General features: G+C 73.3%; 19 protein-coding genes and 2 pseudogenes. 8 read left to right on the forward strand and 13 right to left on the reverse strand.

The window, feature by feature from the left end; translation table 11 throughout:
- From ACWD0A_RS29755 to ACWD0A_RS29775, 5 genes and pseudogenes are all read left to right on the forward strand, one after another.
- Nucleotides 1-700, forward strand: a pseudogene (locus ACWD0A_RS29755) (histidine kinase); the annotation flags it as partial.
- A complete protein-coding gene (locus ACWD0A_RS29760) occupies nt 697-1179 on the forward strand; it encodes a roadblock/LC7 domain-containing protein (protein ID WP_451303073.1) in 483 nt (160 codons plus the stop codon). The pseudogene ACWD0A_RS29755 and the gene ACWD0A_RS29760, both read left to right, overlap by 4 nt.
- Complete coding sequence (locus tag ACWD0A_RS29765) at nt 1176-1586, forward strand: DUF742 domain-containing protein (RefSeq protein WP_307713444.1); 411 nt, start codon at nt 1176-1178, stop codon at nt 1584-1586. Before ACWD0A_RS29760 ends, ACWD0A_RS29765 begins: the two co-directional genes overlap by 4 nt.
- Entirely contained in the window at nt 1567-2265 is a 699-nt protein-coding gene (locus ACWD0A_RS29770; RefSeq protein ID WP_451303075.1) for a GTP-binding protein, read from the forward strand. The genes ACWD0A_RS29765 and ACWD0A_RS29770 overlap by 20 nt, the downstream gene beginning before the upstream one ends.
- Before the next feature lie 30 nt (nt 2266-2295).
- The gene (locus tag ACWD0A_RS29775) at nt 2296-3534 is read left to right on the forward strand and encodes a styrene monooxygenase/indole monooxygenase family protein (RefSeq protein ID WP_451303077.1); all 1239 of its coding nucleotides are present in this window, start codon (nt 2296-2298) and stop codon (nt 3532-3534) included.
- Between the two features lie 460 nt (nt 3535-3994).
- On the opposite strand, the gene ACWD0A_RS29780 is transcribed toward ACWD0A_RS29775, so the two are convergent.
- The 4 genes from ACWD0A_RS29780 to ACWD0A_RS29795 are packed head-to-tail and all read right to left on the reverse strand — an operon-like array spanning nt 3995 to nt 8691.
- Complete coding sequence (locus tag ACWD0A_RS29780) at nt 3995-6667, reverse strand: outer membrane protein assembly factor BamB family protein (RefSeq protein WP_451303079.1); 2673 nt, start codon at nt 6665-6667, stop codon at nt 3995-3997.
- A 36-nt stretch (nt 6668-6703) separates the two neighbouring features.
- Nucleotides 6704-6979, reverse strand: coding sequence for a hypothetical protein (locus ACWD0A_RS29785; RefSeq protein WP_451303081.1), 276 nt, complete (start codon nt 6977-6979; stop codon nt 6704-6706).
- 10 nt (nt 6980-6989) lie between these two features.
- Nucleotides 6990-7718 (reverse strand): TetR/AcrR family transcriptional regulator, encoded by a 729-nt coding sequence (locus ACWD0A_RS29790; protein ID WP_451303083.1) that lies wholly within the window; start codon nt 7716-7718, stop codon nt 6990-6992.
- Between the two features lie 31 nt (nt 7719-7749).
- Nucleotides 7750-8691: an AurF N-oxygenase family protein gene (locus ACWD0A_RS29795; RefSeq protein ID WP_451303085.1), complete on the reverse strand. Its 942-nt coding sequence runs from the start codon at nt 8689-8691 to the stop codon at nt 7750-7752.
- Nucleotides 8692-8871: 180 nt separating this feature from the next.
- On the opposite strand from ACWD0A_RS29795, the gene ACWD0A_RS29800 reads away from it, so the two are divergent.
- On the forward strand, nt 8872-9987 hold the full coding sequence (locus tag ACWD0A_RS29800; protein WP_451303087.1) for a ferritin-like domain-containing protein: 1116 nt from the start codon (nt 8872-8874) through the stop codon (nt 9985-9987).
- A gap of 45 nt (nt 9988-10032) precedes the next feature.
- On the opposite strand, the pseudogene ACWD0A_RS29805 reads toward ACWD0A_RS29800, so the two are convergent.
- The 6 genes and pseudogenes from ACWD0A_RS29805 to ACWD0A_RS29830 all read right to left on the reverse strand — a co-directional run bounded on the left by ACWD0A_RS29805 (nt 10033) and on the right by ACWD0A_RS29830 (nt 17101).
- A pseudogene (locus ACWD0A_RS29805) lies at nt 10033-10487 on the reverse strand (DUF3291 domain-containing protein).
- A complete protein-coding gene (locus ACWD0A_RS29810; RefSeq protein ID WP_451303089.1) occupies nt 10484-11542 on the reverse strand; it encodes an amidase family protein in 1059 nt (352 codons plus the stop codon). Before ACWD0A_RS29810 ends, ACWD0A_RS29805 begins: the two are co-directional and overlap by 4 nt.
- Before the next feature lie 4 nt (nt 11543-11546).
- Nucleotides 11547-12992: a penicillin-binding transpeptidase domain-containing protein gene (locus tag ACWD0A_RS29815; RefSeq protein ID WP_451303091.1), complete on the reverse strand. Its 1446-nt coding sequence runs from the start codon at nt 12990-12992 to the stop codon at nt 11547-11549.
- Between the two features lie 8 nt (nt 12993-13000).
- The gene (locus ACWD0A_RS29820; RefSeq protein WP_451303093.1) at nt 13001-14380 is read right to left on the reverse strand and encodes an FtsW/RodA/SpoVE family cell cycle protein; all 1380 of its coding nucleotides are present in this window, start codon (nt 14378-14380) and stop codon (nt 13001-13003) included.
- Between the two features lie 244 nt (nt 14381-14624).
- Nucleotides 14625-14900, reverse strand: a complete 276-nt coding sequence (locus ACWD0A_RS29825) for a zinc ribbon domain-containing protein (RefSeq protein ID WP_307713433.1) — start codon at nt 14898-14900, stop codon at nt 14625-14627.
- 95 nt (nt 14901-14995) lie between these two features.
- Nucleotides 14996-17101: a PBS lyase gene (locus ACWD0A_RS29830; protein WP_451303131.1), complete on the reverse strand. Its 2106-nt coding sequence runs from the start codon at nt 17099-17101 to the stop codon at nt 14996-14998.
- Between the two features lie 153 nt (nt 17102-17254).
- Between ACWD0A_RS29830 and ACWD0A_RS29835 the strand changes: the two genes are divergently transcribed.
- Entirely contained in the window at nt 17255-18061 is an 807-nt protein-coding gene (locus tag ACWD0A_RS29835) for a nuclease-related domain-containing protein (protein ID WP_451303095.1), read from the forward strand.
- 27 nt (nt 18062-18088) lie between these two features.
- On the opposite strand, the gene ACWD0A_RS29840 is transcribed toward ACWD0A_RS29835, so the two are convergent.
- The 3 genes from ACWD0A_RS29840 to ligD all read right to left on the reverse strand — a co-directional run bounded on the left by ACWD0A_RS29840 (nt 18089) and on the right by ligD (nt 20377).
- Nucleotides 18089-18520 (reverse strand): nuclear transport factor 2 family protein, encoded by a 432-nt coding sequence (locus ACWD0A_RS29840; RefSeq protein ID WP_451303097.1) that lies wholly within the window; start codon nt 18518-18520, stop codon nt 18089-18091.
- Nucleotides 18521-18599: 79 nt separating this feature from the next.
- Complete coding sequence (locus ACWD0A_RS29845; RefSeq protein WP_451303099.1) at nt 18600-19505, reverse strand: ATP-dependent DNA ligase; 906 nt, start codon at nt 19503-19505, stop codon at nt 18600-18602.
- On the reverse strand, nt 19502-20377 hold the full coding sequence (ligD, locus tag ACWD0A_RS29850; RefSeq protein WP_451303101.1) for a non-homologous end-joining DNA ligase: 876 nt from the start codon (nt 20375-20377) through the stop codon (nt 19502-19504). The genes ACWD0A_RS29845 and ligD overlap by 4 nt, the downstream gene beginning before the upstream one ends.
- Before the next feature lie 41 nt (nt 20378-20418).
- Here ligD and ku point away from each other — a divergent pair, with 41 nt between their 5' ends.
- A complete protein-coding gene (gene ku / locus ACWD0A_RS29855; RefSeq protein WP_451303103.1) occupies nt 20419-21486 on the forward strand; it encodes a non-homologous end joining protein Ku in 1068 nt (355 codons plus the stop codon).
- Nucleotides 21487-21566 lie beyond the last annotated feature (80 nt).

The following is a 21566-nucleotide window of genomic DNA, read 5'->3' on the forward strand; positions in this document are numbered from 1 at the left end:
CACCCCCGCGCCGTACGCGGACTGGGGCGCGGACGCGGCCTCGTCCGATCCGGCGGCGCACGCCGACCCGTTCGCCGCTGCTGCCGCGGCCGACGCCGAGCGGGCGTCCGGCGCGGGCCAGGCCGCTCCCGTCGGCTCCGCGGCGCTCGCCGACCTTGCGCCGCACGCGGACCGGGACGCCGACCACGCGTCCCCCGTGGCACACGGCACCACCGCCCCCGGCGCTCACGCCGAGCCCGTGGCCGACGCCGGTCACGGCGCCCCCGTGGAGCCCTTCCTCCCGGCCGATCCGTTCGTCGAGGCCGCCGAGCGGGCCGTGCGGGCCGCCGAGGGGGAGCGGGACGCGCACGAGCGGACCGCCGACGGGGAGCCCCAGGACATCGAGGAGGAGACGTTCTCCATGCGGCTGCCCGAGCAGCCCGCCGACGACGTCACCTCGGACCGGGTCACCGACAAGGGCCTGCCCAAGCGGACCCCGAAGATCGTCGCACCGTCCACCGCGCCCGCCGGGCGCACCGGGAGCGTCGACGCCGAGGCGCTGCGGCGCCGGCTCGGCGGCTTCCATCGTGGCGCGCAGGAAGGCCGGCGCGACGCCGAGGCCGAGATCGCGCAGAGCGGCACGCAGCAGGCCACTCGGGCAACCGACGAGCAGAACACCGACACAGAGACGGGGGACACAGTCGAGGAGGCACGCAGTTGACTGCGACCGGCACATTCGGGCTGAGCAGCGAAGCCCGCAATCTGCAGTGGTTGTTGGGCAATCTGGTGGAGGAGGTGCCAGGAGTCCGCTCGGTCGCCGTCGTCTCGTCCGACGGCCTGCTCCTGCTCTCCTCCGACCCCGCGCAGAACACGGCCCCAGCGGATCCGGCACGCCGTGACGGCCCCCGCGGCTCCAGCGCCGACCTCGCCACCATCGTCTCCGGCATCGGCAGCCTCACCATCGGCGCCGCCGGGCTGATGGACGGCGGCAAGGTGAAACAGACCATGGTCGCCATGGACGAGGGCAGCGTCTTCGTGATGTCGATCAGCGACGGTTCCCTGCTCGGCGTGCACGCCGCCCCCGACTGCGACATGAGCATCGTGGCCTACCACATGGCTCTGTTCGTCGGCCGCGCCGGACACGTACTCACCCCCGAAGTCCGCAGCGAGCTGCGCAAATCGATGGAGAGCGCCCGATGACAGCTGCCGCTTCGTCCTCCACACTCCCCGTACGCGGCCAGGGACGCAGGCCCGCCCGCGTACGCCCGTACTCGCTCACCGGCGGCCGCACCCGCTTCGGCCACGTGCTCCTCGTCGAGACCTTCGTCGCCGCGCTCGAGGCCCCGCCCGAGCGCCGCGAGCTGCCCGGCGGCGACCTCTCGACACGCGTCATGCCCGAGCTGCGGGCGATCGTCGAGCTGTGCCGCCGTATGCGTACCGTCGCCGAGATATCGGCGCTGCTGAAGATGCCGCTGGGTGTCGTCCGGGTGCTCCTCAGCGACCTGGCCGACCAGGGAAAGATCCGTGTGTACGGGACCGGGCACGGCACCGGACAGCCCGACCGCGCGCTGCTCGAAAGGGTGCTGAGTGGACTCCGCCGCCTCTGACACGCTCCTCGCCCGACCGCACGCCCCGCAGGACCAGGACGCGTCGAGCGCCCCGGTCACGGCGGACGCGCGCCCCGAGGACACCGTGCGGCCCGAAGAGAATCTGCAGGCGTGGGAGCTGGACACCACCCGTGCCCCCATCGCCACCAAGATCGTCGTGGCGGGCGGTTTCGGCGTGGGCAAGACGACCTTCGTCGGGTCGGTCTCGGAGATCACCCCGCTGCAGACCGAGGCACTGATGACCCGGGCCAGCGAGGACACCGACGACCTCACCGCCACGCCGGAGAAGACCACCACGACCGTGGCGATGGACTTCGGCCGCATCACGCTCGACGACGACCTGGTGCTCTACGTCTTCGGCACACCCGGCCAGCAGCGCTTCTGGTTCATGTGGGACGACCTGGTGCGCGGGGCGATCGGGGCCGTCGTGATGGCCGACACGCGGCGGCTGGCGGACTGCTTCCCGGCCCTCGACTACTTCGAGAGCTGCGGGCTGCCCTACATCGTCGCTGTCAACCACTTCGAGGGAACGACCGCCTACGAGGCCGAGGACGTACGGGAGGCCCTCACCGTGCCGCCCCACGTGCCGGTGGTGATCATGGACGCCCGTAAGCGCGTCACGGTCATCGAGTCGCTGCTCGCGCTCGTCGCCCACGCCCTCGAAGCCACCCCCGAATAGCCTCCCGAACATCTACGGAGCACCCCTGTCATGCGGAAGATTCTCATAGTCGGCGCCGGCCAGTCCGGACTGCAGCTCGCCCTCGGCCTCCAGTCCCAGGGCTACGAGGTCACCCTGATGTCCAACCGCACGGCGGACGAGATCCGGTCCGGCCGGGTCATGTCCACGCAGTGCATGTTCCACACCGCCCTCCAGCACGAGCGCGACCTGGGCATCAACTTCTGGGAGACGCAGGCCCCGAAGATCGAGGGCCTCGGCGTCTCGGTCGCCGCGCCCGACGCGAGCCGCGCCGTCGACTGGGTCGGCAAACTCGACGGCTACGCCCAGTCCGTCGACCAGCGCGTCAAGATGGCGGGCTGGATGGAGACGTTCGCCCAGCGCGGCGGACAGCTGGTCATCCACGGCGCGGCCGTGTCCGACCTGGACTACTTCTCCCGCACGTACGACCTCGTGCTGGTGTCGGCCGGCAAGGGCGAGCTGGTCTCCATGTTCGGCCGGGACTCGTCCCGTTCCCCGTACGCCGAGCCGCAGCGCGCGCTCGCCGTCGCCTACGTCCACGGCCTCGGCCCGCGCCCCGAGCACCCGGACTGCGACGCGGTGCGCTGCAACCTGGTGCCGGGCGTCGGCGAGCTGTTCGTGATGCCGACCCTCACCACGTCGGGCCGCGCCGACATCCTGTTCTGGGAGGGCATCCCCGGCGGACCGCTCGACGTCTTCCAGGGCGTCAAGGACCCCTCCGAGCACCTCTCCCTGACGCTGGAGCTGATGGAGAAGTACACGCCCTGGGAGTACGCGCGGGCCACGAAGGTCGAGCTGACCGACGCGGCCGGCACGCTGGCCGGCCGTTACGCGCCGACTGTGCGCAACCCCATCGGCCGTCTCCCCGGCGGCGGCCTGGTCCTCGGCGTCGCGGACGTGGTCGTGGCCAACGACCCGATCACCGGCCAGGGCTCCAACTCGGCGTCCAAGTGCGCGGCCGCGTACCTGGCCTCGATCACCGAGCACGGCGACAAGCCGTTCGACGAGGCGTGGATGCAGGCGACGTTCGACCGGTACTGGGAGACGGCGCAGCACGTCACCAAGTGGACCAACGCGATGCTGGGCGTCCCGCCGGAGCACGTGCTGAACCTGATCGGCGCGGCCGGCCAGCTCCAGCCGGTCGCGAACCGGTTCGCGAACGGCTTCAACAACCCGGCCGACTTCGAGAACTTCTTCTACGACCCCGAGAAGGCGGGCGCCTACCTGGCGGAGGTCGCCCAGGGCGCCTGACGGCGCCGACCGGTTCAAGCGACGGGGGCGCCTCGCCGGCCCGCAGGACGGGCTCCCGTGGGGCGCGCCTCGACGACCCCGTCCCCGAGATCGCCGAGCCCTGGTCCACGGCGCATGTCGGCTCGTCGCAGGAAACGGAGGCCGAGGGCACGGCGGAGCCGGAATCGGCGGGAGGCGCGGTGGCGACGGCATCCGACGCACCACCGGCCACGGATTCGGCGGCGCCCGGCACTCCGGCGACGGCGGTGGCGGCGACCAGCGCCACCGCGACGGACCGTACGCAGCACCCTGCCTGACACGTCGGCACCTCCGGCTCACGGGCGGCCGGTCCGCCCACGGCGCGAGCATGCGGCGCGGCCACCGCGCGGGCCCGCCGAGTGGTCGGGTTGTGCAACGAGGTCACCCGTCGAGGCACAGCGCGCGCGAGGGGCGGTGTGGCTACGGGCCCTGCGGCGACCCGTCAGTCCACGGGCAGGGCGTAGAACACCGGCCCGCGGCGGACGAGAACCCCGCGGTCCCCGGCCGGCATCGCCGTGTAGCGCGGCGCGGCCTGCTCCTCGGCGTCGGTGGCGCCCGCCTCCTGGAACTTCCACAGCCGCCGGCCGTCGCGTGCGGAAAAGGCGGTGAGCTGCGCGGCGTCGCCCGCGAGGACGGTGCGGCCGCTCGTGCTCAGGGCGGTCGAGGGGGTTTCGCGCCACACCGGTGCCTCGGTGGAGCGGCGCCACAACGGGCGACCGGTCGCCGTATCGACGGCGCACACCTGCTGGTAGCGGTTGGCGACATACAGGGTCGGGCCGTGGAAGGCGGCCGTGCCGAAGGCGAACACGCCGCTCTCGCCGCGCGCGTCGGCCGCGGCGACCCGCCACTGCCGCTTGCCGTCCGGCCCGGAGTACGCGTGCAGCTCGCCGCCCGACGCGGCGTACAGCCTGCCCGTCGCGTCACCGGTGACAGCGGCGGTGGGCGCCACCGCGCTGAGCGGTACGGACGCGAGCGCCTTGCCCGTACCGCGGTCGAAGCCGAGGAGCACAGTGCCGTTTCTGGCGGCCCTGCGCTGCGCGGGGGTGAGGGTGTGGCCGTCCTGTCGCACGAGCACTTCCCCGGGGCGGGCCGCCACCAGCTGGTACCGCGGTGTGTACGGGGCACGCCCGTCGGGAACGCGGGCCCGCCACAGCTGCTTGCGCCCGGCGAGGTCGTAGGCGATGACGTACGTCTCCCGCACCTCCACCTTCCGCTTGCGCTTCTTGACGGTCTTCTCCACCGTCCTGCGCACGTGGGCGGTGAACCAGACGGTGGGGCCGTCGGCCCCCATGACGTTCCCGATCGTGAGGCTCTCGCCCGGCTGCGCCAGCGTCTCCTTGGCCACGCGGTGGCCCGGCCGGCCGTCCTCGGCCGACACCCACAGCAGTGCGTCGGCGGTGTCGACGAGGCAGAACGCGGCGTCGACGGGCACCGGCCGGGAGGTGGACGCGGCCTCCGGGAGCTCCCACCGGCGCCTGCCGGTGCGCAGGTCGACGCCGGTCATCCGCTCGCCGTCCGTCACCAGCAGCAGCCGGTCGCGCCACACGGTCGCCCCGACCGGCTGGTCGCCGGTGGCCGGGTGCACGTACCGCCACGTCGGTTCGGGCGCGAGGCCGGCCATGCGGCTCGGCCGCGGGGCGGGCGCCGGCCTGGCCGGCCCGGTCGTGTCCCCGCCGTCCCAGGCGAGGGCGTACACCGCCCCGCCGCCGACGACGAGCCCGGCGACACCGGCGGCGGCCGCGACGAGCAGCCCGCGGCGCGCGATGCCGGGGTCCTGTGCGGGCGCGGTGGTGACGACGGGCAGGACCGGTGGGACGACGGCGGGGAGGGCGGCCGGTGCGGGAACGGGGAGGGCGGCCGGTGCGGCGGGTTCCCTCCCGAGGAGGGGCGTGGTGTCCCGCCCCGCGCCACCGGCCCGCCGCACGAGCATGGTGTCCCGGTCCTCGACGTGCCCGTTCCCGGCGGTCGCGGGGGCGGCCCCGCCGCCCCTGCCGTCGGCACTCGCCGCCGGGCTCGCGCCGGGGGCGACCGCGCTGCCCGCCGTCGCGTACGCCGTGCCGCCGGTCGCGCCGGCGGCTTGGGCGGCGCCGGCCACAGCCGTGCCCGGGGTACCCGCGTCACCGGCGCCTGTGCCGCCCGCCGCGCCGTGCACCGCGCCCGCTGCCGGGACGACGGCGCTCGCCTGCGCGCCCGCAGCCGGCACCACGGCGCCCCCCGCCGCTCCCGCGCGCAGCGCCCCGCCGCCCGACACCAGCGTCGCCGTCTCCGACTCCTGCGCCGCCAGGGCCGAGAGCAGTGCGTCCGGGAGCCAGCCGTCACGAGTCAGCGCGGACGCGCCCTCCAGGGCCAGGTCCGCCGCCACCGTTCCGGCGGACGGGCGTTCGCCGGGGGCCTTTGCCAGGCAGGACGCCACGACCGGGCGCAACTCCTCCGGGACACCGCCGAGTTCCGGTTCGCCGTGGGCGATCCGGTCCGCATCCGCGAGCGGGGTCGTCCCCGTCGCCGCGTACGCGAGCAGGTGGCCGAGGACGAACATGTCCGAGGCGGGGCCCGGTTGCGCGCCCGTGGCCTGTTCGGGAGTCAGGTAGCTCAGCTTCACCGTCAGCTGACCGTCCGCGTCCGCCTCGGCGACGGCCGCCGCGCCGAGTGCGCCGAGCGCCGTCACCCTCGGGCCGTCCGCCGCCAGCAGCACGGTGTCGGGCGAGAGGCCGTGCAGCACCGTGCCCGTGGCGTGCACACGGGACAGGGTCTCGGCGAGCGCGGCGCCCAGGATCCGCACCGCGCGCCCCGGCAGCGGGCCGGCGAGCGCGACCGCCTCCCGCAGGGTCAGCGCGGGGACGTACGCACTCGCCGTCCACAGCAGGGGACCGTCCACGTCCGCCACGACCGGCTGCACCCAGCCCCCGGCGAGCTGTTCCGTCCTGCGGGTCTCGTGCCGGAAGCGGCGCCGGAACACGTGCGAGGCGGCCAGCCGGGGCCGTACGAGCGCGACCACGGACGCCGCCCCGTTTGGACCGACGGCCAGAAAACGGACCGAACTGGCCGACTCCCGCACGCGGGCCAGCGTGCGGTACGGGCCGATCAGGCCCGGATCGTCCGGCTGCAGCGGCTCCATCGCGACATCCCCCCTGGGTGACACGGTCCCGTGATCCTATGGCGTGCCCTTCGGCTTCGACCAGGGCCACCTGATCTCACGCCGCTCCACGCCCTCGGGCGCGTACTCGTACTTCCAGCCCCGCTGCAGGCCCAGCCGCTTCGTGTAGCCGGACGGGACACGGCGGTAGGCGTGGACCGTGGGCGGGCTGCCGTCGCCTTGCGGGACCGGGATCCTGTACCACTTCGGGGGGTGGCCCGTGGGGCCCACCAGCACCGGCAGGACGCGTCCGTCCATCGGGCCGCCGACGAAGGGGGTGTTCTCGCTTCTCACGGCTCCAGTGTCACAGCAGATGCGACGCCCCGCCGACGACCGGTCCCAGGCGGCGGGCCAGCGTGCCGACCGCGCCGGCCGACGTCTCCTGGGCGACCAGGTCCGCGACCGCTCCCGCCGTCTCCTCGTCGGTCGCCGCCGTCGCCACCAGCAGGGCGATCAGATGGTCGACCAGCCAGTCCCGCATCTCGGCGGCCGACGGCTGCTTGCCCTCGTCGATCCAGATCAGCGACGCCGCCTCGACGGCCGCGATCCAGGTGCGCACCATCATCCGCAGCCGGGGGCCCGCGCCCTCGGCGCCGAGGTGCAGCAGGATCTGCTCCGCCGCGGCCCGCCGCACCTCGTCGACGATCGACGTCGTACGCGAGGTCTCGACGACGCTCCCGCCGCGCAGCAGCGCGCTGAACCCGGTGTCGTGCTCGTCGACGAAGACCAGGTAGCGGTCCAGGACCCGGGCCAGCCGGGCGGTCGGTGGCCCGGCGGCCGGCTCGGCGAAGCAGTCCTCCAGCCGGTCGGCGGCCGAGCGCAGCGCCGCCTCGTACAGCTGCTGCTTGCCGCCCGGGAAGTAGCGGTAGACGAGGGGCCGGGAGACACCGGCGGCCTCCGCCACGTCGTCGAGCGAGATCTCGTCCGGCGGCTGGTGCGCGAAGAGGGAGAGGGCCGCCGCGAGCAGCTGCGCGCGGCGCTCCTCGACGCTGAGCCGTCGGTATGCGCGGGCCGCGGGAGCAGGACTGGTCATGCTTCGCAGCGTAACCGCAGCCCCCGTCGCGCTACGCGAGAAGGCCGGAGCTCTTCCACAGCCTGCGGCCCGCTCCGCGCAGCACGCCGATGTCGTCCAGGAAGTCGGTGAGCCGCCGGGCCCCCGACTGCATCACCTCGCGCCGGTGACCGCTCGCCCGCACCTGGGCGACGGCCTCGCGCCGGTCGAGCCCCACGTTCTCGTACACCTTCGGGTTGACGAAGCAGACGCTGAAGACGCGGGCGGCCTCGCCGCAGCTGAGGCGCGTGAACTCCTGCTCCCAGCGCGGCGCCGTCACCATCTGGCGGCGCAACTCCTCGCGGGCGTACCGCACATGGCGCGCCTCCTCCACCACGTGGATACGGGTCACTCCGCGCACCAGGGTCTGCACCCGCTCGTCCGGGAAGGTGAGACGCTGCATCCAGTCGAGGATCTCCTCGCCGAGCAGCGTCGCCGCGAAGGACCCGGGCGTGGTCGAGACGGTCTTCAGCACGCGCGCCAGGTTGTGGTAGACCCGCGGCACCGGGTAGGCCGGCGCGCCGCCCTTTCTGATCAACCTGGCGAACATCATCGAGTGCCGGCACTCGTCCGCGATCTCGGTGAGGGCGTAGCGGACGTGGTTGCTGGTCAGGGACTTGTCGTAGATGTGGCGGACCAGCAGCTGCATCAGGATGATCTCGAACCAGATCCCGAGCGAGGCGAGCGACGCCGCCTCGTGCCGGGCCAGCTCCATCCGCTGCTCCTCGGACATCCGGTGCCAGAGCGGAGTGCCGTAGAGCGACACGAGCTCGGGCGGCCAGAACCACTTGCCGTCCTCGATCGGCGCCTCCCAGTCGAGCTCCTTGTCGGGGTCGAAGGAGTGCTTGGCGGAGGACTCGAGCAGGCGGGCGGCGACCTGCTCGCGGTCCCGAAGGGGGCCCAGGGCGTCGCGGAGCACCTGCACCTGCACCTCGCGTTCGCTCACGGTTGTCATGGCTGAGGACACCTCGCGCGTGGGGTTACCGGTCGTCACCCGTTATGAGACTGCCCGTCAGCAAGCTCGTCAATCCCTCGCGCACGACTTGTTGACTGCGCGTCTACCACCGTGTGAGCCTGCCAACTGTCCTTGCACATCGGTGAGTACGAAACGGGATACGAGGCGAAGGAGCCGCCAGTGTCGACGTACGAGCACTACACGCACGCACCCCAGAACCCGCTCTGGCAGGTCCCCGCCTCCGGCGCTGCGCGCTTCAGCTGGGAGTACGACCACGGCCGCGAACGGCTGCTGGCCCTGTACCAGAAGGGCAAGGACAAGCAGTGGGACGGCACCAGGCGCATCGACTGGGACCTGGAGGTCGACCCGTACGACGCGCTCGGCACCCCCGACGAGGCGCTGACCCTGTACGGCACCCGGCACTGGGCGAAGATGACCGCCAAGGACAAGGGCGAGCTGCGCAGGCACTACACGGCCTGGCAGTTCAGCCAGTTCCTCCACGGCGAGCAGGGCGCCATGATCTGCGCCGCGCGGATCGTGGAGTCCGTCCCCGACCTCGACGCCAAGTTCTACTCGGCGACCCAGACCATGGACGAGGCCCGGCACGCCGAGATCTACGGGCGTTTCCTGCACGAGAAGATCGGCATGCTCTACCCGATCAACGACAACCTGCAGAGCCTGCTCGGCGACACCCTGCGCGACTCCCGCTGGGACATGCCCTACCTCGGCATGCAGGTCCTCATCGAGGGCCTGGCGCTCGCCGCCTTCGGCATGATCCGCGACACGACGACCAAGCCGCTGCCGAAGCAGATCCTCGCGTACGTGATGCAGGACGAGGCCCGCCACGTGGCCTTCGGGCGGATGGCCCTGCGTGACTACTACCAGCAGCTCACCGACGCCGAACTGCGCGAACGCGAGGAGTTCGTGATCGAGGGCTGCTACCTCATGCGCGACCGCCTGCGCGGTGTCGAGGTCCTGGAGAACTTCGGCGTCTCGCGCAAGGAGGCGGAGGAGTACTCGGAGCAGTCCGAGTTCCTCCACCTGTTCCGCAAGCTGCTGTTCAGCCGCATCGTGCCGTGTGTCAAGGACATCGGGCTGTGGGGCGAACGGCTCCAGAAGGCCTACCTGGACATGGGCGTCTTCGAGATGGGCGACGCCAGCCTCGACCTGCTGATGAGCCAGGACGAGGAACTGGCCGAACAGCTCGACCGGGAACGGTTCGCGGCCGAGGAGCAGGAGCGTGTGTCCGAGGTGAAGGACGCGATCGCGGAGGGCGCTCGGCTCTCCGACGGCTGAAGGCGCCTGGCGGTCGACCTCACCACGGTCGGCCGGCGCCGCCGATCACCCCACCACGGGCGGCGGGAACGACGTGCGCAGCGTGAACGCGTACTCCGTCGGCCCGTGCTCGCGCACATGGAGCAGGCGCTCCTCCGCCTCCCGGACCGTCGGGCGGTGGCCCGCCGGGACCCACCACATCGTGGTCATGACCTCCTTGACGCGCTCGAAGAACTCGTAGCGCCGCGCCAGCAGTTCGCGGTGCATTCCCTGTACATGAACGCCGTCAGCGCGTTCGTGTCCCGCCACACCGACATGTTCACCATCAACGTGTCGTCGCCGAACACCCGCAGGTCCGTCGCGTTGCCCGTCGCGTCCTGGAGGCGCCACACGAACCCGTCGGCCGCGTCGGCGACCGCGTTCACGAGGTCCAGGTTGTCGACGAAGTCCTTCAACTCGGCCGAGTCCAGAGGGTGTTTGAGCCGGGCTGTGTTCACCTGTGCGAGTTCGTATGCGGTCATGGCCGCACGGTAATCAGATGCCTTTCCGCCGCGACCGACATTTCGAGCAGTGAGACGTCCGCCCCGCGCGGCGCCACCAGTTGGAGTCCGACCGGGCAGCCGTCGCCCGTGAAGCCCGCCGGGACGCTGGCCGCCGGATGGCCGCTCAGGTTGAACACCCACGTCAGCGCCGTGGAGTAGACGTCGGGGCCGGGGCCGTCGTGGCCGTGCGGGCGGTTGGGCGTGGTTGGGGTGATCAGGACGTCCGCCCCGGCGAACAGCGCGTCGAGCCGCCGGTCGTTCTCCTCCCGTACCGCCGCGCCCTCCGCCGCCCGCCCGGCCCGCACCGCCGTCCACGCCTCCGCCGGGTCCAGCAAGGACGCGTCAAGGGCCCGCAGGCGTACGACACCCGCCGGCACGAGCCGCTCCACAGCGGCCCGCGCGACGGCAAGCACCTCGTGGTCCACGTCCGCGAAACCGAGGTCCGGCGACCACACCGCCCGCAGCGGCAGATCCGGGGCGGACTCCGCATCCCCGGCCCCCACACAGCGCAGGTACGCGCGCGCGTCCGCCGCCGTCCGCGTCAGCACACCGGCCGACGCGAGCCCGGTGCGGTCCGGCGACGGCAGCAGCCCGTTCGTCGTCTTCAGGCCGAACACCCCGCACCACGCCGCCGGGATGCGCACCGAGCCCGCCCCGTCGCTGCCGGTCGCCAGCGCCGCCATCCCCGCGGCCACCGCCACCGCCGAACCGGCCGACGAGCCGCCCGGGGTGCGGTCCGCGCGCCAGGGATTGCGCGTGGGACCGTGCGCGCCGAGGCCCCAGGTCTGCCAGTACGTGCCGGGGCCGGGCACCGAGGTCGACCCGACCGGGACCGCGCCCGCCGCGATCAGCCGCCGGGCCGCGTACGAGCCGAGGCCCGCCCGCCCCTTCACCGCGAACGGCACCCCCGCGAGCGGCAGTGCGGGATCCACCGCGCGCTCCAGCTCCAGCGCACGGTCGCCCCACACCTCGACGAAGGCGCTCAGCCCGGGATCGAGCCGTCCGATGGTCTCCAGTGCCCGCGCCACGTCCATGCCGTCAGTCTCGCAGTGCCGCCTCCATGACCGCGCGGGCGATCGGCGCCGCGCTGCCCCCGCCGCTGATCTCCTCCCGGTCCGCGGCCGCGTCCTCCACGACCACCGCCACCGCGACCCCGGGCTGCGCCGCGTTCGCGGCCTGGGCCCAGGCGATGAACCAGGCGTAGGGGATACCGGCGTTGCCGACGCCGTGCTGGGCCGTGCCGGTCTTGCCGCCCACGACCGCCCCCTCGATCGCCGCGTTGCTCCCGGTGCCCTCCTCGACGGCCCGCACCATCAGCCGGCGCATGTGCATCGCCGTCGCCGGGTTCATCGCCTGCCGGTAGGACCGGGGGCCGTACTGCGTCACGGGGTCGCCGTCCGCCCGGGTCACCCGCTCCACCAGGTACGGGTACCGGACGGGGCCGCCGCCGGCGACGGCCGCGGAGACCATCGCCATCTGCAGGGGCGTGGCGGTCGTGTTGAACTGCCCGATCGAGGAGAGCGCGAGCTGGTCCACGGACATGTCGGTGTCGAAGTTCGACCGCGAGACCGCCGCCGGGATGCGCAGCCCCGCGTCGTTGAAGCCGAACCCGGCGGCGGCCTCCACCATCCCGGAGAGTCCGACCCGCGCGCCGAGCCCGGCCATCACGGAGTTGCACGACCACTGGATCGCGTACGCGAGCGAGGCGTTCTCACAGCCCTCGGTCGCATCGGGCAGCGTGGTGCCGGTACCGGGCAGGACGTACGGGTCCGGTGTGCGGGTCGGCGCGTCCACGTCGTCGACGACACCCGAGTCCAGCGCCGCCGCAGCCGTCACGATCTTGAAAGCGGATCCGGGCGGATACGTCTGCCGGATGGCCCGGTTGAGCATCGGCCGGGCGTGGGCGCCGTTCAGCCGCGCCCACGCGTCCGCCGTGTCCTCGCCGGAGCCGGCCAGCTCACCGGGATCGTACGAGGGGCTGCTGACCAGGGCCAGGATGCGGCCCGTCGCGGGTTCGACCGCGGCGACGGCGCCGCGCCGGCCGTTCAGTCCCTCGTACGCGGCGCGCTGCACCGCCTCCCGGATCGTGGTGTGGACCCTGCCGCCGGGCGGGCGGCCGCGGCTGAGGTCGTTCCAGAACGGCAGCGGGGAGAGCAGCGGGTCGGTGCCCGAGAGGATGCCGTCCTCGATGTTCTCCAGCAGCGAGGTGCCGTACGTCTGCGAGGCGTAGCCCGTGACCGGGGCGAACAGCGGTCCGTGGCGGTAGGTCCGTTCGTACCGCAGCCGGCCGCCCGTGTCCCGGGAGCCGGTGACCGGCCCGCCGTCGACGAGGATGTCGCCGCGCGGTTGAGCGTAACGGGCGATGGCGGTGCGGTGGTTGGCCGGGTTGTCGACCAGGGAGGGCGCCTCGACGACGTGCACCCGTGCGGCGTTGACGAGGAGCGCGGCCAGCAGGAGCACGCAGAAGGCGGCCGCGTGCCGCATGTACCGGGTCACCGGCCGGCCGCCGGCAGTGCGGCGACGGCCTCTGGCTCGGCCGCCTCGGGCCGCGGCGCCCTCGCCGAGTGGCTCAGGCGGACGAGCAGGGCGACGATCACCCAGTTGGTGACGACGGAGGAGCCGCCCTGGGCCAGGAAGGGCATCGCCATGCCGGTGAGCGGGATCAGCCCCGTCACGCCGCCCGCGATGACGAACGCCTGGAGCGCGATGATCGACGACAGCCCGACGGCGAGCAGCCCGCCGAACGCGTCGGGCAGCGCGAGTGCGGCGCCGTAGCCCCGGGCGACGAGCAGCGCGTACAGCAGGAAGAGCGCGGTCAGGCCGACGAGGCCGAGCTCCTCGCCCGCGGTGGCGAGGATGAAGTCGGACTTGGCGGCGAAGCCGATGAGCACGGAGTGGCCGAGCCCGAGGCCCGTGCCGAGCATTCCGCCGGTGGCGAAGGCGAACAGCGACTGGGCGAGCTGGTCCGGGCCCTGCCCCGCCTCGATGCTCGCGAACGGGTCGAGCCAGTCCTGGACGCGGCCGTGGACGTGCGGTTCGAGCGAGCCGACCGCGTACGCGCCGGCCGCAGCGAGCAGCAGGCCGACGGCGATCCATCCGGTGCGGCCGGTCGCCACGTAGAGCATCACGACGAACAGCCCGAAGAACAGCAGCGAGGTGCCGAGGTCCCGTTCGAGGACCAGCACGCCCACGCTCACCAGCCAGATCGCGAGCACCGGACCGAGAACGCGCCCCGCGGGCAGCTGGAGTCCGGAGAACCACCGGCCCGAGCGGGCGAGCGCACCCCGGTTGGCCGCGAGATACGCGGCGAAGAACACGGCGAGCAGCACCTTGGCGAACTCGCCCGGCTGGATGGACAGTCCGCCGACGCGGATCCAGATGCGGGCGCCGTTGACGGCGGGGAAGAGGATCGGCGCGCAGAGCAGGGCGAGGGCGGCGACGACGCTGACGTACGCGTAGCGCTGCAGCACCCGGTGGTCGTGCAGGGTGATGACGGAGGCGATGAACAGGGCGACGCCGAGCGCGGACCACACGAGCTGGGCGGGCGCGGCGACGTCGCCGGGGGTCTCCAGGTCGAGCCGGTAGATCAGCACGAGCCCGATGCCGTTGAGCAGGACGGCGATGGGGAGGAGCAGCGGGTCGGCGTAGGGAGCCCGCAGGCGGACGGCGAGGTGGGCGAGGAGGGAGAGGAGCCCGAGCCCGGCGCCGTACCGCAGGGTGTCCGGGGGAACGGCCCCCTGCCGGCCGAGGCCGACGGCGACGTAGCCGTAGACGGAGACGAGGACGGCGCCGACGAGGAGCGACAGTTCCACGCCCCGCCGCTTGGCGGGGCGTGGAACGGGCGGGGGCGGCACCGCCGTCGTTGCGGTCATGCCACGCAACGTAGCAAGCCGTAAGAGTATTTGCCCCTTTATGTCACGGAACATCTTCGGCGGGGCAGTCCGGCGGGCCGTCGTCCGTGAACCGTGCGTACGCGGGCACGGTCACCGCGCGACGGCGCCCCCGTCCACGGCGTTCGGGAACCGCGGCGCGCCCCCGCCGACGGCCGGCATCAGGGTGGCGGCCGCCGGCGGCCGGCCGGGCCGCCGCGCCGGGACGATCATCGGCCCGCAGCCCTCATTCGCCCGGGCGTACCTGGTGCCCGGCGGACGGGGCGGAGGCGGCCTGGAGCTGGAGCTGCTCTGCCTGCGGGGCCGTCAGCCGCTGCTCCGCACCGCAGAACGTGCACTGTGTCGCGTACTTCGTCGAGACCGGGAACAGCGGCACGAAGAACAGCGTGAACTTCGTGACCCGCTTGCGGAGCGTGTGCGCCGACGGGTTGCCGCAGTGGCCGCAGACCAGCGTCAGTACGGCCAGTTGGTACAGGTAGCCCTTGGTACCAAAAATGATCATGTTCTCTTTCCCTCCGTCATGGTCCAGGATCGCGCACGCGCCGCGAGGGGCGCGCCCCGGGCCACGGCGTACGCGGGCGGCCGGGTCACGGACGGTCACGGCCCGCCCGTGACCGCCTGCCGGCACAGGCCCAGCAGCCTCTCGTCCGTGAAGATGTCATGGCCGTCCGCGCCCGCGTCGGTCGCGTTGTGCCGCCGTACGGACAGCAGTTCGCGGTCGACCAGACGGTCCGCGCCCTCGGCGCCCCGCGTCGTCATCTCCGCGAGAGCCGCCGCGACCGGCACCCGGGCGTGCGGCAGTTCGCCCCAGGCCCGGCGCAGCACCGGCCATGCCCGGACCGGGTCCCCGGTCACCCGCCACAGAGCCGCTGCCGACTCGACCCGGGTCCACGGCTCCGCCGACCACAGCAGCCCGCCGAGCAGATGGGCGGCCGGCGCCCCGGCCGGGCCCAGCCTGCCGAGCACGGCGGCGGCCGTGCGCCGGGCCCCCGGGTCGGGCCCGTTCAGCACCGCGCACAGCACCGGCAGCACCGCGTCCGCGTCGCCCTCGACCGCCCACAGCGCACCGGCGGCCCTCGCGGTCAGCGCCGCGGGCAGTCCCGCGTCGCAGGCCCGACCCGCGTGCGGTCCCGCCACCAGCCGGCGCAGCTCCGGCACGGCCTCGCGCGCGGCGGGGCCGAAGGCGGTCAGCGCCCGCAGCGCCGACTCGACCACCCCCTCCCGCCGGTGCGCCGGAGCGTCCCGCAGCACCCGCAGCACGGCAGGCACCGCCTCGGGCAGCGTGTCGGCCGCCCGGAGGACGGACAGCCCGTGCAGCAGCGGCCCGGCCTGCTCGTGAAGCGTGTTGTCGAGCGCCACGCGCGCGAGCCGGTCGCACAGCGCCGGTCCGAGCGGCGCCGCAGCCGTCCCGAGCCGGTCCAGCGACCGTCCCAGGTCTCCCGGTGCCTCGCCCCGCTCCAGGATCCGTGCCAGCACGGGCACGATGCGCGCGTCGCCCGCCCGCACCAGTGCCATGACGGCCGAGCCGAGCGTCGGCGGCCCGGCGTCCCACTCGCGCACCCAGCCGTGCGGATCGGCCACCACCCGCTCCAGCAGCGCGTCCGCCGCCGGCTCCGCCAGCTGGAACAGGCCCTTGAGCACGTAGGCCGCCGCGTCCCGGAGCCGCGGCTCGGGGTCGGCGAGCTGCTCGCCGATCAGGCCCACCAGCTCCTCGTAGGCGCCGCGCAGGGTGCGCAGCAGCGCCTCGCTCATCCGTACGGCGTCGATGCGCTGGCCCCGGTCGGGGCTGCACAACTGGTCCGCCAGCAGCGCGATCCGGTCGTCCACGCGGTCGCCCAGGCCGGTGTGGAGCGTCCGCAGCAGGTCCGCGGCCCACGGCGCCACCCGGCCCGCGGCGGCAGCCGCCCGTATCTGGCGCGGCTGCCCCAGCACCGGCGGCGCCATTGTGTCGGCCGCCGCGGCTGCCACGACGGGCCCCGCCCGCAGTTCGCGCAGCAGGCCGGTCACCCACGGCACCACGTCGGCGGGCAGGTCCGCCGGCGCGCAGCGGGCGACCTGCGCGATCGCGCCCAGCCGCAGGCCCGCGCAGGAGGCCGGGCCGCCGATCGTCATCAGCCAGGCGACGACGTCGGGCGTCAGGCACTGGTGCCGCATCGCTATCCGGCCCGCCGCGTCGATGCAGGCCAGCCGTACCTCGTTGTCCGTCTCCCGGTCGAACCTCTCCCGCAGCAGATCCAGCACCCGCACCGGATCGCTGTGCAGCGTCGCCAGCGCGAGCGGCGCCGCGAGCCGCACCCCCCGGTCGTGGTCCCCGGCCAGCGCCAGGAACACGTCGGCGCCCGCCGTCACGGCCGACGCCGCCATCGCGTAGTTCGCCGCCCCCTCGAACTCCTCGTCCTCCGGGTCCAGTTCGTCGTCGCCGTCCAGGTCGATGCCGCCGATGCTGGTCAGCAGCTCCAGGATGCCGCCCCGGTCCTCGACCGTGGGGTCGGCCACCAGCTCCATCAGGAACGGGATGCACGCGAGCGTCGAGTCGTAGACGTCTCCCTGGTGGTGCACGGACCCGTACATCGCGTCGAGCGCGTGCTCACGCTCCTCGGGATCCGCCGAGGCCAGTCCGCGCAGCAACTCCGGCACATCGACTGCCGGGCCGTAGGCGTGCGCCAGAGAGGCCCAGTCGACCTCTTCGATCCCCGCGAACACCATTGCCCCCTCCCGGAACCCTGCGTCCGTCCTTGTCTGGGGAGAGTGTGCCCCACGACCCCGGCGAAGCGACCTGTATCACGCCGCTTGCCGGACGCCGGGATGTTGCCCCCGGCCGCCATGGCTGATCCCATGGTCAGGGGTGGTGGTGCCATGCGGGGAATGCGAGTGACGCCCGCGCGGGCAGGGGGCCGTAACAGGCTGTACGTGAATCTTCCGGACGGCCGTACGGTCGCCTGGTACGACCCTGACAACGGCCGGATCAGTGTGGTTCTGGAGGAGTACAGGGATGCCGCGCTCGCGGCCCTGGCACCCTGTGTCACCGGCGACTTCACCGTCGGCCCGCCGCCCGTCCCCTCCCCGGCGGACCTCGCCCGGCTCGCCCTTCACCCCGACGACGACCTCGCGCCCAACCGCCCCGGCGAGGCCCTGCACGCCGAGCTGGACCTGAGGCCCGCGCCGGCCCTGTCCCGGCTGCGCCGGGACCCGCGCCGGGCCGACCTCGCCGCACAGCAGCGGCTGGGCGAGGCGCTGGACCGGCTGGAGTCCGCCGGCTGGCGGACCGTGCACTGCGTACCGCTGCCGGGCGCCGACCGCATCGACCACCTCGCCGTCGGCCCCGGCGGGGTCCTCGCGGTGCAGGTCCTCGCCGCGCAGCGCGCACGGGTCCGTGTCCTCGGCCCCGTCGTGCGGGTCGGCCGCGGACCGGGGGACGGGTACGCGGGCGCGGCGCGCCGCCGGGCCGAGCGCGCCGCCCACGCGCTGGCCACGGCGGTGCGCCCGGTGCTGGCCGTGGTGGGCGCCGCGCGGCTGGAGACGCGGTCCGTCCCGCAGGACATCCGCGTCCTGCGGGACGACGAGGTGCCCGCACTGGCCCGGCTCGGCGGCGTGCTGAAACCGGCCGACGTCGAGGCGCTGTACGCGGCGGCACGGGACCGGCGCACCTGGCTGGCCGTCTGAGACGCGCGACCGCCGCGCGGCTCCGTCTCAGCGCAGGTTGTCGCCCCAGCCGCCCTGCATCATCGTCTGGAACGCCCACCGGCCGTCCCGCCGGATCAGGACATCCGCGTACCGCAGCTGCTGCGTGTGACCGTCCATGGTCATGGCCGAGTCCGTGAAGACCACGGCCATGGCGGGGGAGAGGAAGACCGGCGTCCGTACCGACTCGAAGGCCATGTCGTCGCCGCCGTCGCCCATCACGTGCGTCATCGTCCGTACGAACTGCTGCCGGTCCCACTGTGCCGAGGCGCCGTTGCCCGCCGAGTCGTCGCTGACCAGGTTGAGCGGGAAGACGGCCATGTCCGCCATCCGGTCGACCTCGCGCTTGGCGCTCGCCTCGTCGTAGGCGGCGAACCACTCCTGGATGCTCGCCAGCTCCTCGGCGGTCGGGGTGTATCCGGTTTCGGGCAGTTGCGTCACTCTGTCTCCTCAACTGTTCACACGTGACTGTGCGATCCGTCCGAAGGTGCTGCCCCGCCGGGATGCTAGTCAAACTTGATCAATCCAATTCCTCAGGAAGCCGCAGCCGCACCACCGTCGTGACCGTGTGCCGCGTCGTGCGCTGTTCCACCTCCGCGGTCAGCCCCGCCTCGACGGTCCGGTAGCCGACCTCGCCCACCCCCACCGCGACCGCCGTGCCCGTACCGGCGCCCACCCGCCCCGCCAGGGCAACTCCTGTCTGGGACCGCAGCGCCGGGGACAGCGGGCTCGACACCACCGGCGTGTCGTCGTCCGGCAGCACCAGCACCAGCGACGCCGGACGTGCCGCCCCGCCCGTGAAGCCCACCACGGCCGCGTCCCGGCTGCTCGTGTGCCGCAGCTTCCGCCAGGCCCGCGTACCACTGCGGTACGTCTGGTCGAGCCGCTTGACCACCAGCCCCTCGACACCGATCGAGGGCAGCGTCCGGAACCAGGTCTCCGCCTCCGCCACGTCCAGCGTCATCGGCACGGGCTGGAGCGGTGGTCCGAGCGGGCCCACCAGCGCGACCAGCCGCTCCCGCCGCTTGGCGTACGAGAGCCGCCGCAGATCCTCGCCGCCCTCGGCGAGCAGGTCGAAGGCCGCGTACGAGGCGGGCAGGCTGTGCGCGAGCCCCGGCGCCCGCCCCGCGGTGGCCGCGGCCCGCTTCTGCACGGCGGCGAAGTCCGTACGCCCGTCCCGCCACACGACCACCTCGCCGTCGAGCACCGTGCCGTCCGGCAGCCGCGCGGCCGCCTCGGCGAGATCGGGGAAGGCGGCCGTGACGATCCGTCCCGAACGGGCCTGCAGCAACACCTCCCCGCCCACCCGGAAGATGACCATCCGGTGACCGTCGAACTTGGGCTCGTACGCCAGGCCCGCCCCGCGCGGCAGAACGGTCACCGACTCCGCCGCCGCGACCTTCAGCGGCGGCCGCGGCACGCTCACGGCAGCTGCCCGGCGCTGTCCGGGTCGGTGAGCGGGCCGAGCAGTTCCCCGTACCGGTCGAGCCGCGCCGCGATGTCCCCGAGGCGGAAGACGAGCCCCTGCCGCGCCTCCACCTCCTCCCACGTGACCGGCGCCGACACGGTGGGCTCGGCGCGGGCGCGCAGCGTGTAGGGGGTGGCGGTCGTCTTGGCGGCGGCGTTCTGGCTGTGGTCGACGAACACCTTGCCGGGCCTCAGCGCGCGCGTCATCCGGTGCAGCACCAGCTTCGGCAGCGCGGCCTCGCCCTCCTTCGCCAGGGCCTTCGCGTAGGCCGACACCTTCTCGGACGGCGTCGGCACGAGCGGCACGAGCAGGTGCAGGCCCTTGGAGCCCGAGGTCTTGGCGTACGCGTCCAGTCCGTCCGCCGCCAGCCGCTCGCGCAGCCACAGCGCCACCTCGCAGCACTCGGCGACACCGGCGGGGGTGCCGGGGTCGAGGTCGAACACCATGCGGTCGGCGACAGCCGGCCGGCCGGCCCGCCACTGCGGCGTGTGGAACTCCACGACGAGATTGCCCGCCCACACCAGCGACGCCAGATCGTCCACGACCACCTGGCGGGCGCCGGGGTCGTCCGACCGGGGGACGGGGGCCGTACGCACCCAGTCGGGCGTGCCGGGCGGCGGGTTCTTCGTGAAGAACACCTGGCCGTCGGGGCCGTCCGGATACCGCAGGAAGGAGACGGGACGGTCCTGGAGGTGGGGGAGTATCGCCTCGGCCGTGACGGCGTAGTAGTGCAGGATCTCGCCCTTGGTCGTCCCGGTGGCGGGGTGGATGACCTTCTCCAGATTGGTGAGCGCCAGCCGCCGCCCATCCACCTCCGTGATCGGCGTCATACGATGAGAATCCCATGAATCCCGGATGGAAGGGACAAAACGTGCGATCCATCTGGAACGGTGCGATCTCCTTCGGGTTGGTCAGCATCCCGGTCAAGCTCGTGAACGCGACCGAGAACCACTCGGTGTCCTTCCGGCAGATCCACGAGGCCGACGGCGGCCGGATCCGTTACCGCAAGGTGTGCGAGCTGGAGGAGAAGGAGGTAACGAACGACGAGATCGGCAAGGCGTACGAGGACGCGGACGGGGTCATGATCCCGATCACGGACGAGGACCTCGCCTCCCTGCCGCTGCCCACGGCGAAGACGATCGAGATCGTCGCCTTCGTGCCGTCCTCCGAGATCGATCCGCTGCAGATGGACGCGGCCTACTACCTCTCGGCCAACGGGGTGCCGGCCGCCAAGCCGTACACCCTGCTGCGCGAGGCGCTCAAGCGCAGCGACAAGGTCGCCGTCGCCAAGTTCGCGCTGCGCGGCCGGGAACGGCTCGGCATGCTGCGCGTCGTCGACGACGTCATCACCATGCACGGCCTGCTGTGGCCCGACGAGATCCGGGCCCCCGAGAGCGTGGCGCCCCAGGCGGACGTGACCGTACGGGAAGCCGAACTCGACCTGGCCGACGCACTGATGGACACCCTCGGCGAGGTCGACATCGAGTCCTTGCACGACGACTACCGCGAGGCGGTCGAGGCCATGATCGCCGCGAAGGTGGAGGGCGGGGTCACGGCGCCGGAGGCGGAGCCTTCCGAGGAGCGTGGCGGCGGAAAGGTCATCGACCTGATGGCGGCGCTGGAGAACAGCGTGCGCGCGGCGAAGGAGGCGCGGGGCGGGGAGGGCGAGGTCGCCGAGGTCATGCCGATCAAGGGCCGGCGGGAGTCCAAGCCGTCCGGCGCGAGGAAGTCGACGTCGCAGGCCGCGAAGAAGACGGCGGCCAAGAAGACGGCGGCCAAGTCCACGGCGAAGACCGCCAAGAAGACGGCGTCGGCCAAGTCCACGGCGAAGTCCACGGCGAAGTCCACGGCGAAGACGACCACCAAGAAGGCAGCGTCCAAGACGGCGTCCGAGCCCGCGGCGAAGAAGACGGCGTCCCGCAGGCGCAGTTCGGCCTGACGGCCCTCAGCGCCTCAGCAGGGTGTCCAGAACGGACTCCTTGTGTGGGGCCCATGCGGTCCGGTCAAACGGGCGCTGAT

Source organism: Streptomyces sp. NPDC002867, assembly GCF_053591895.1.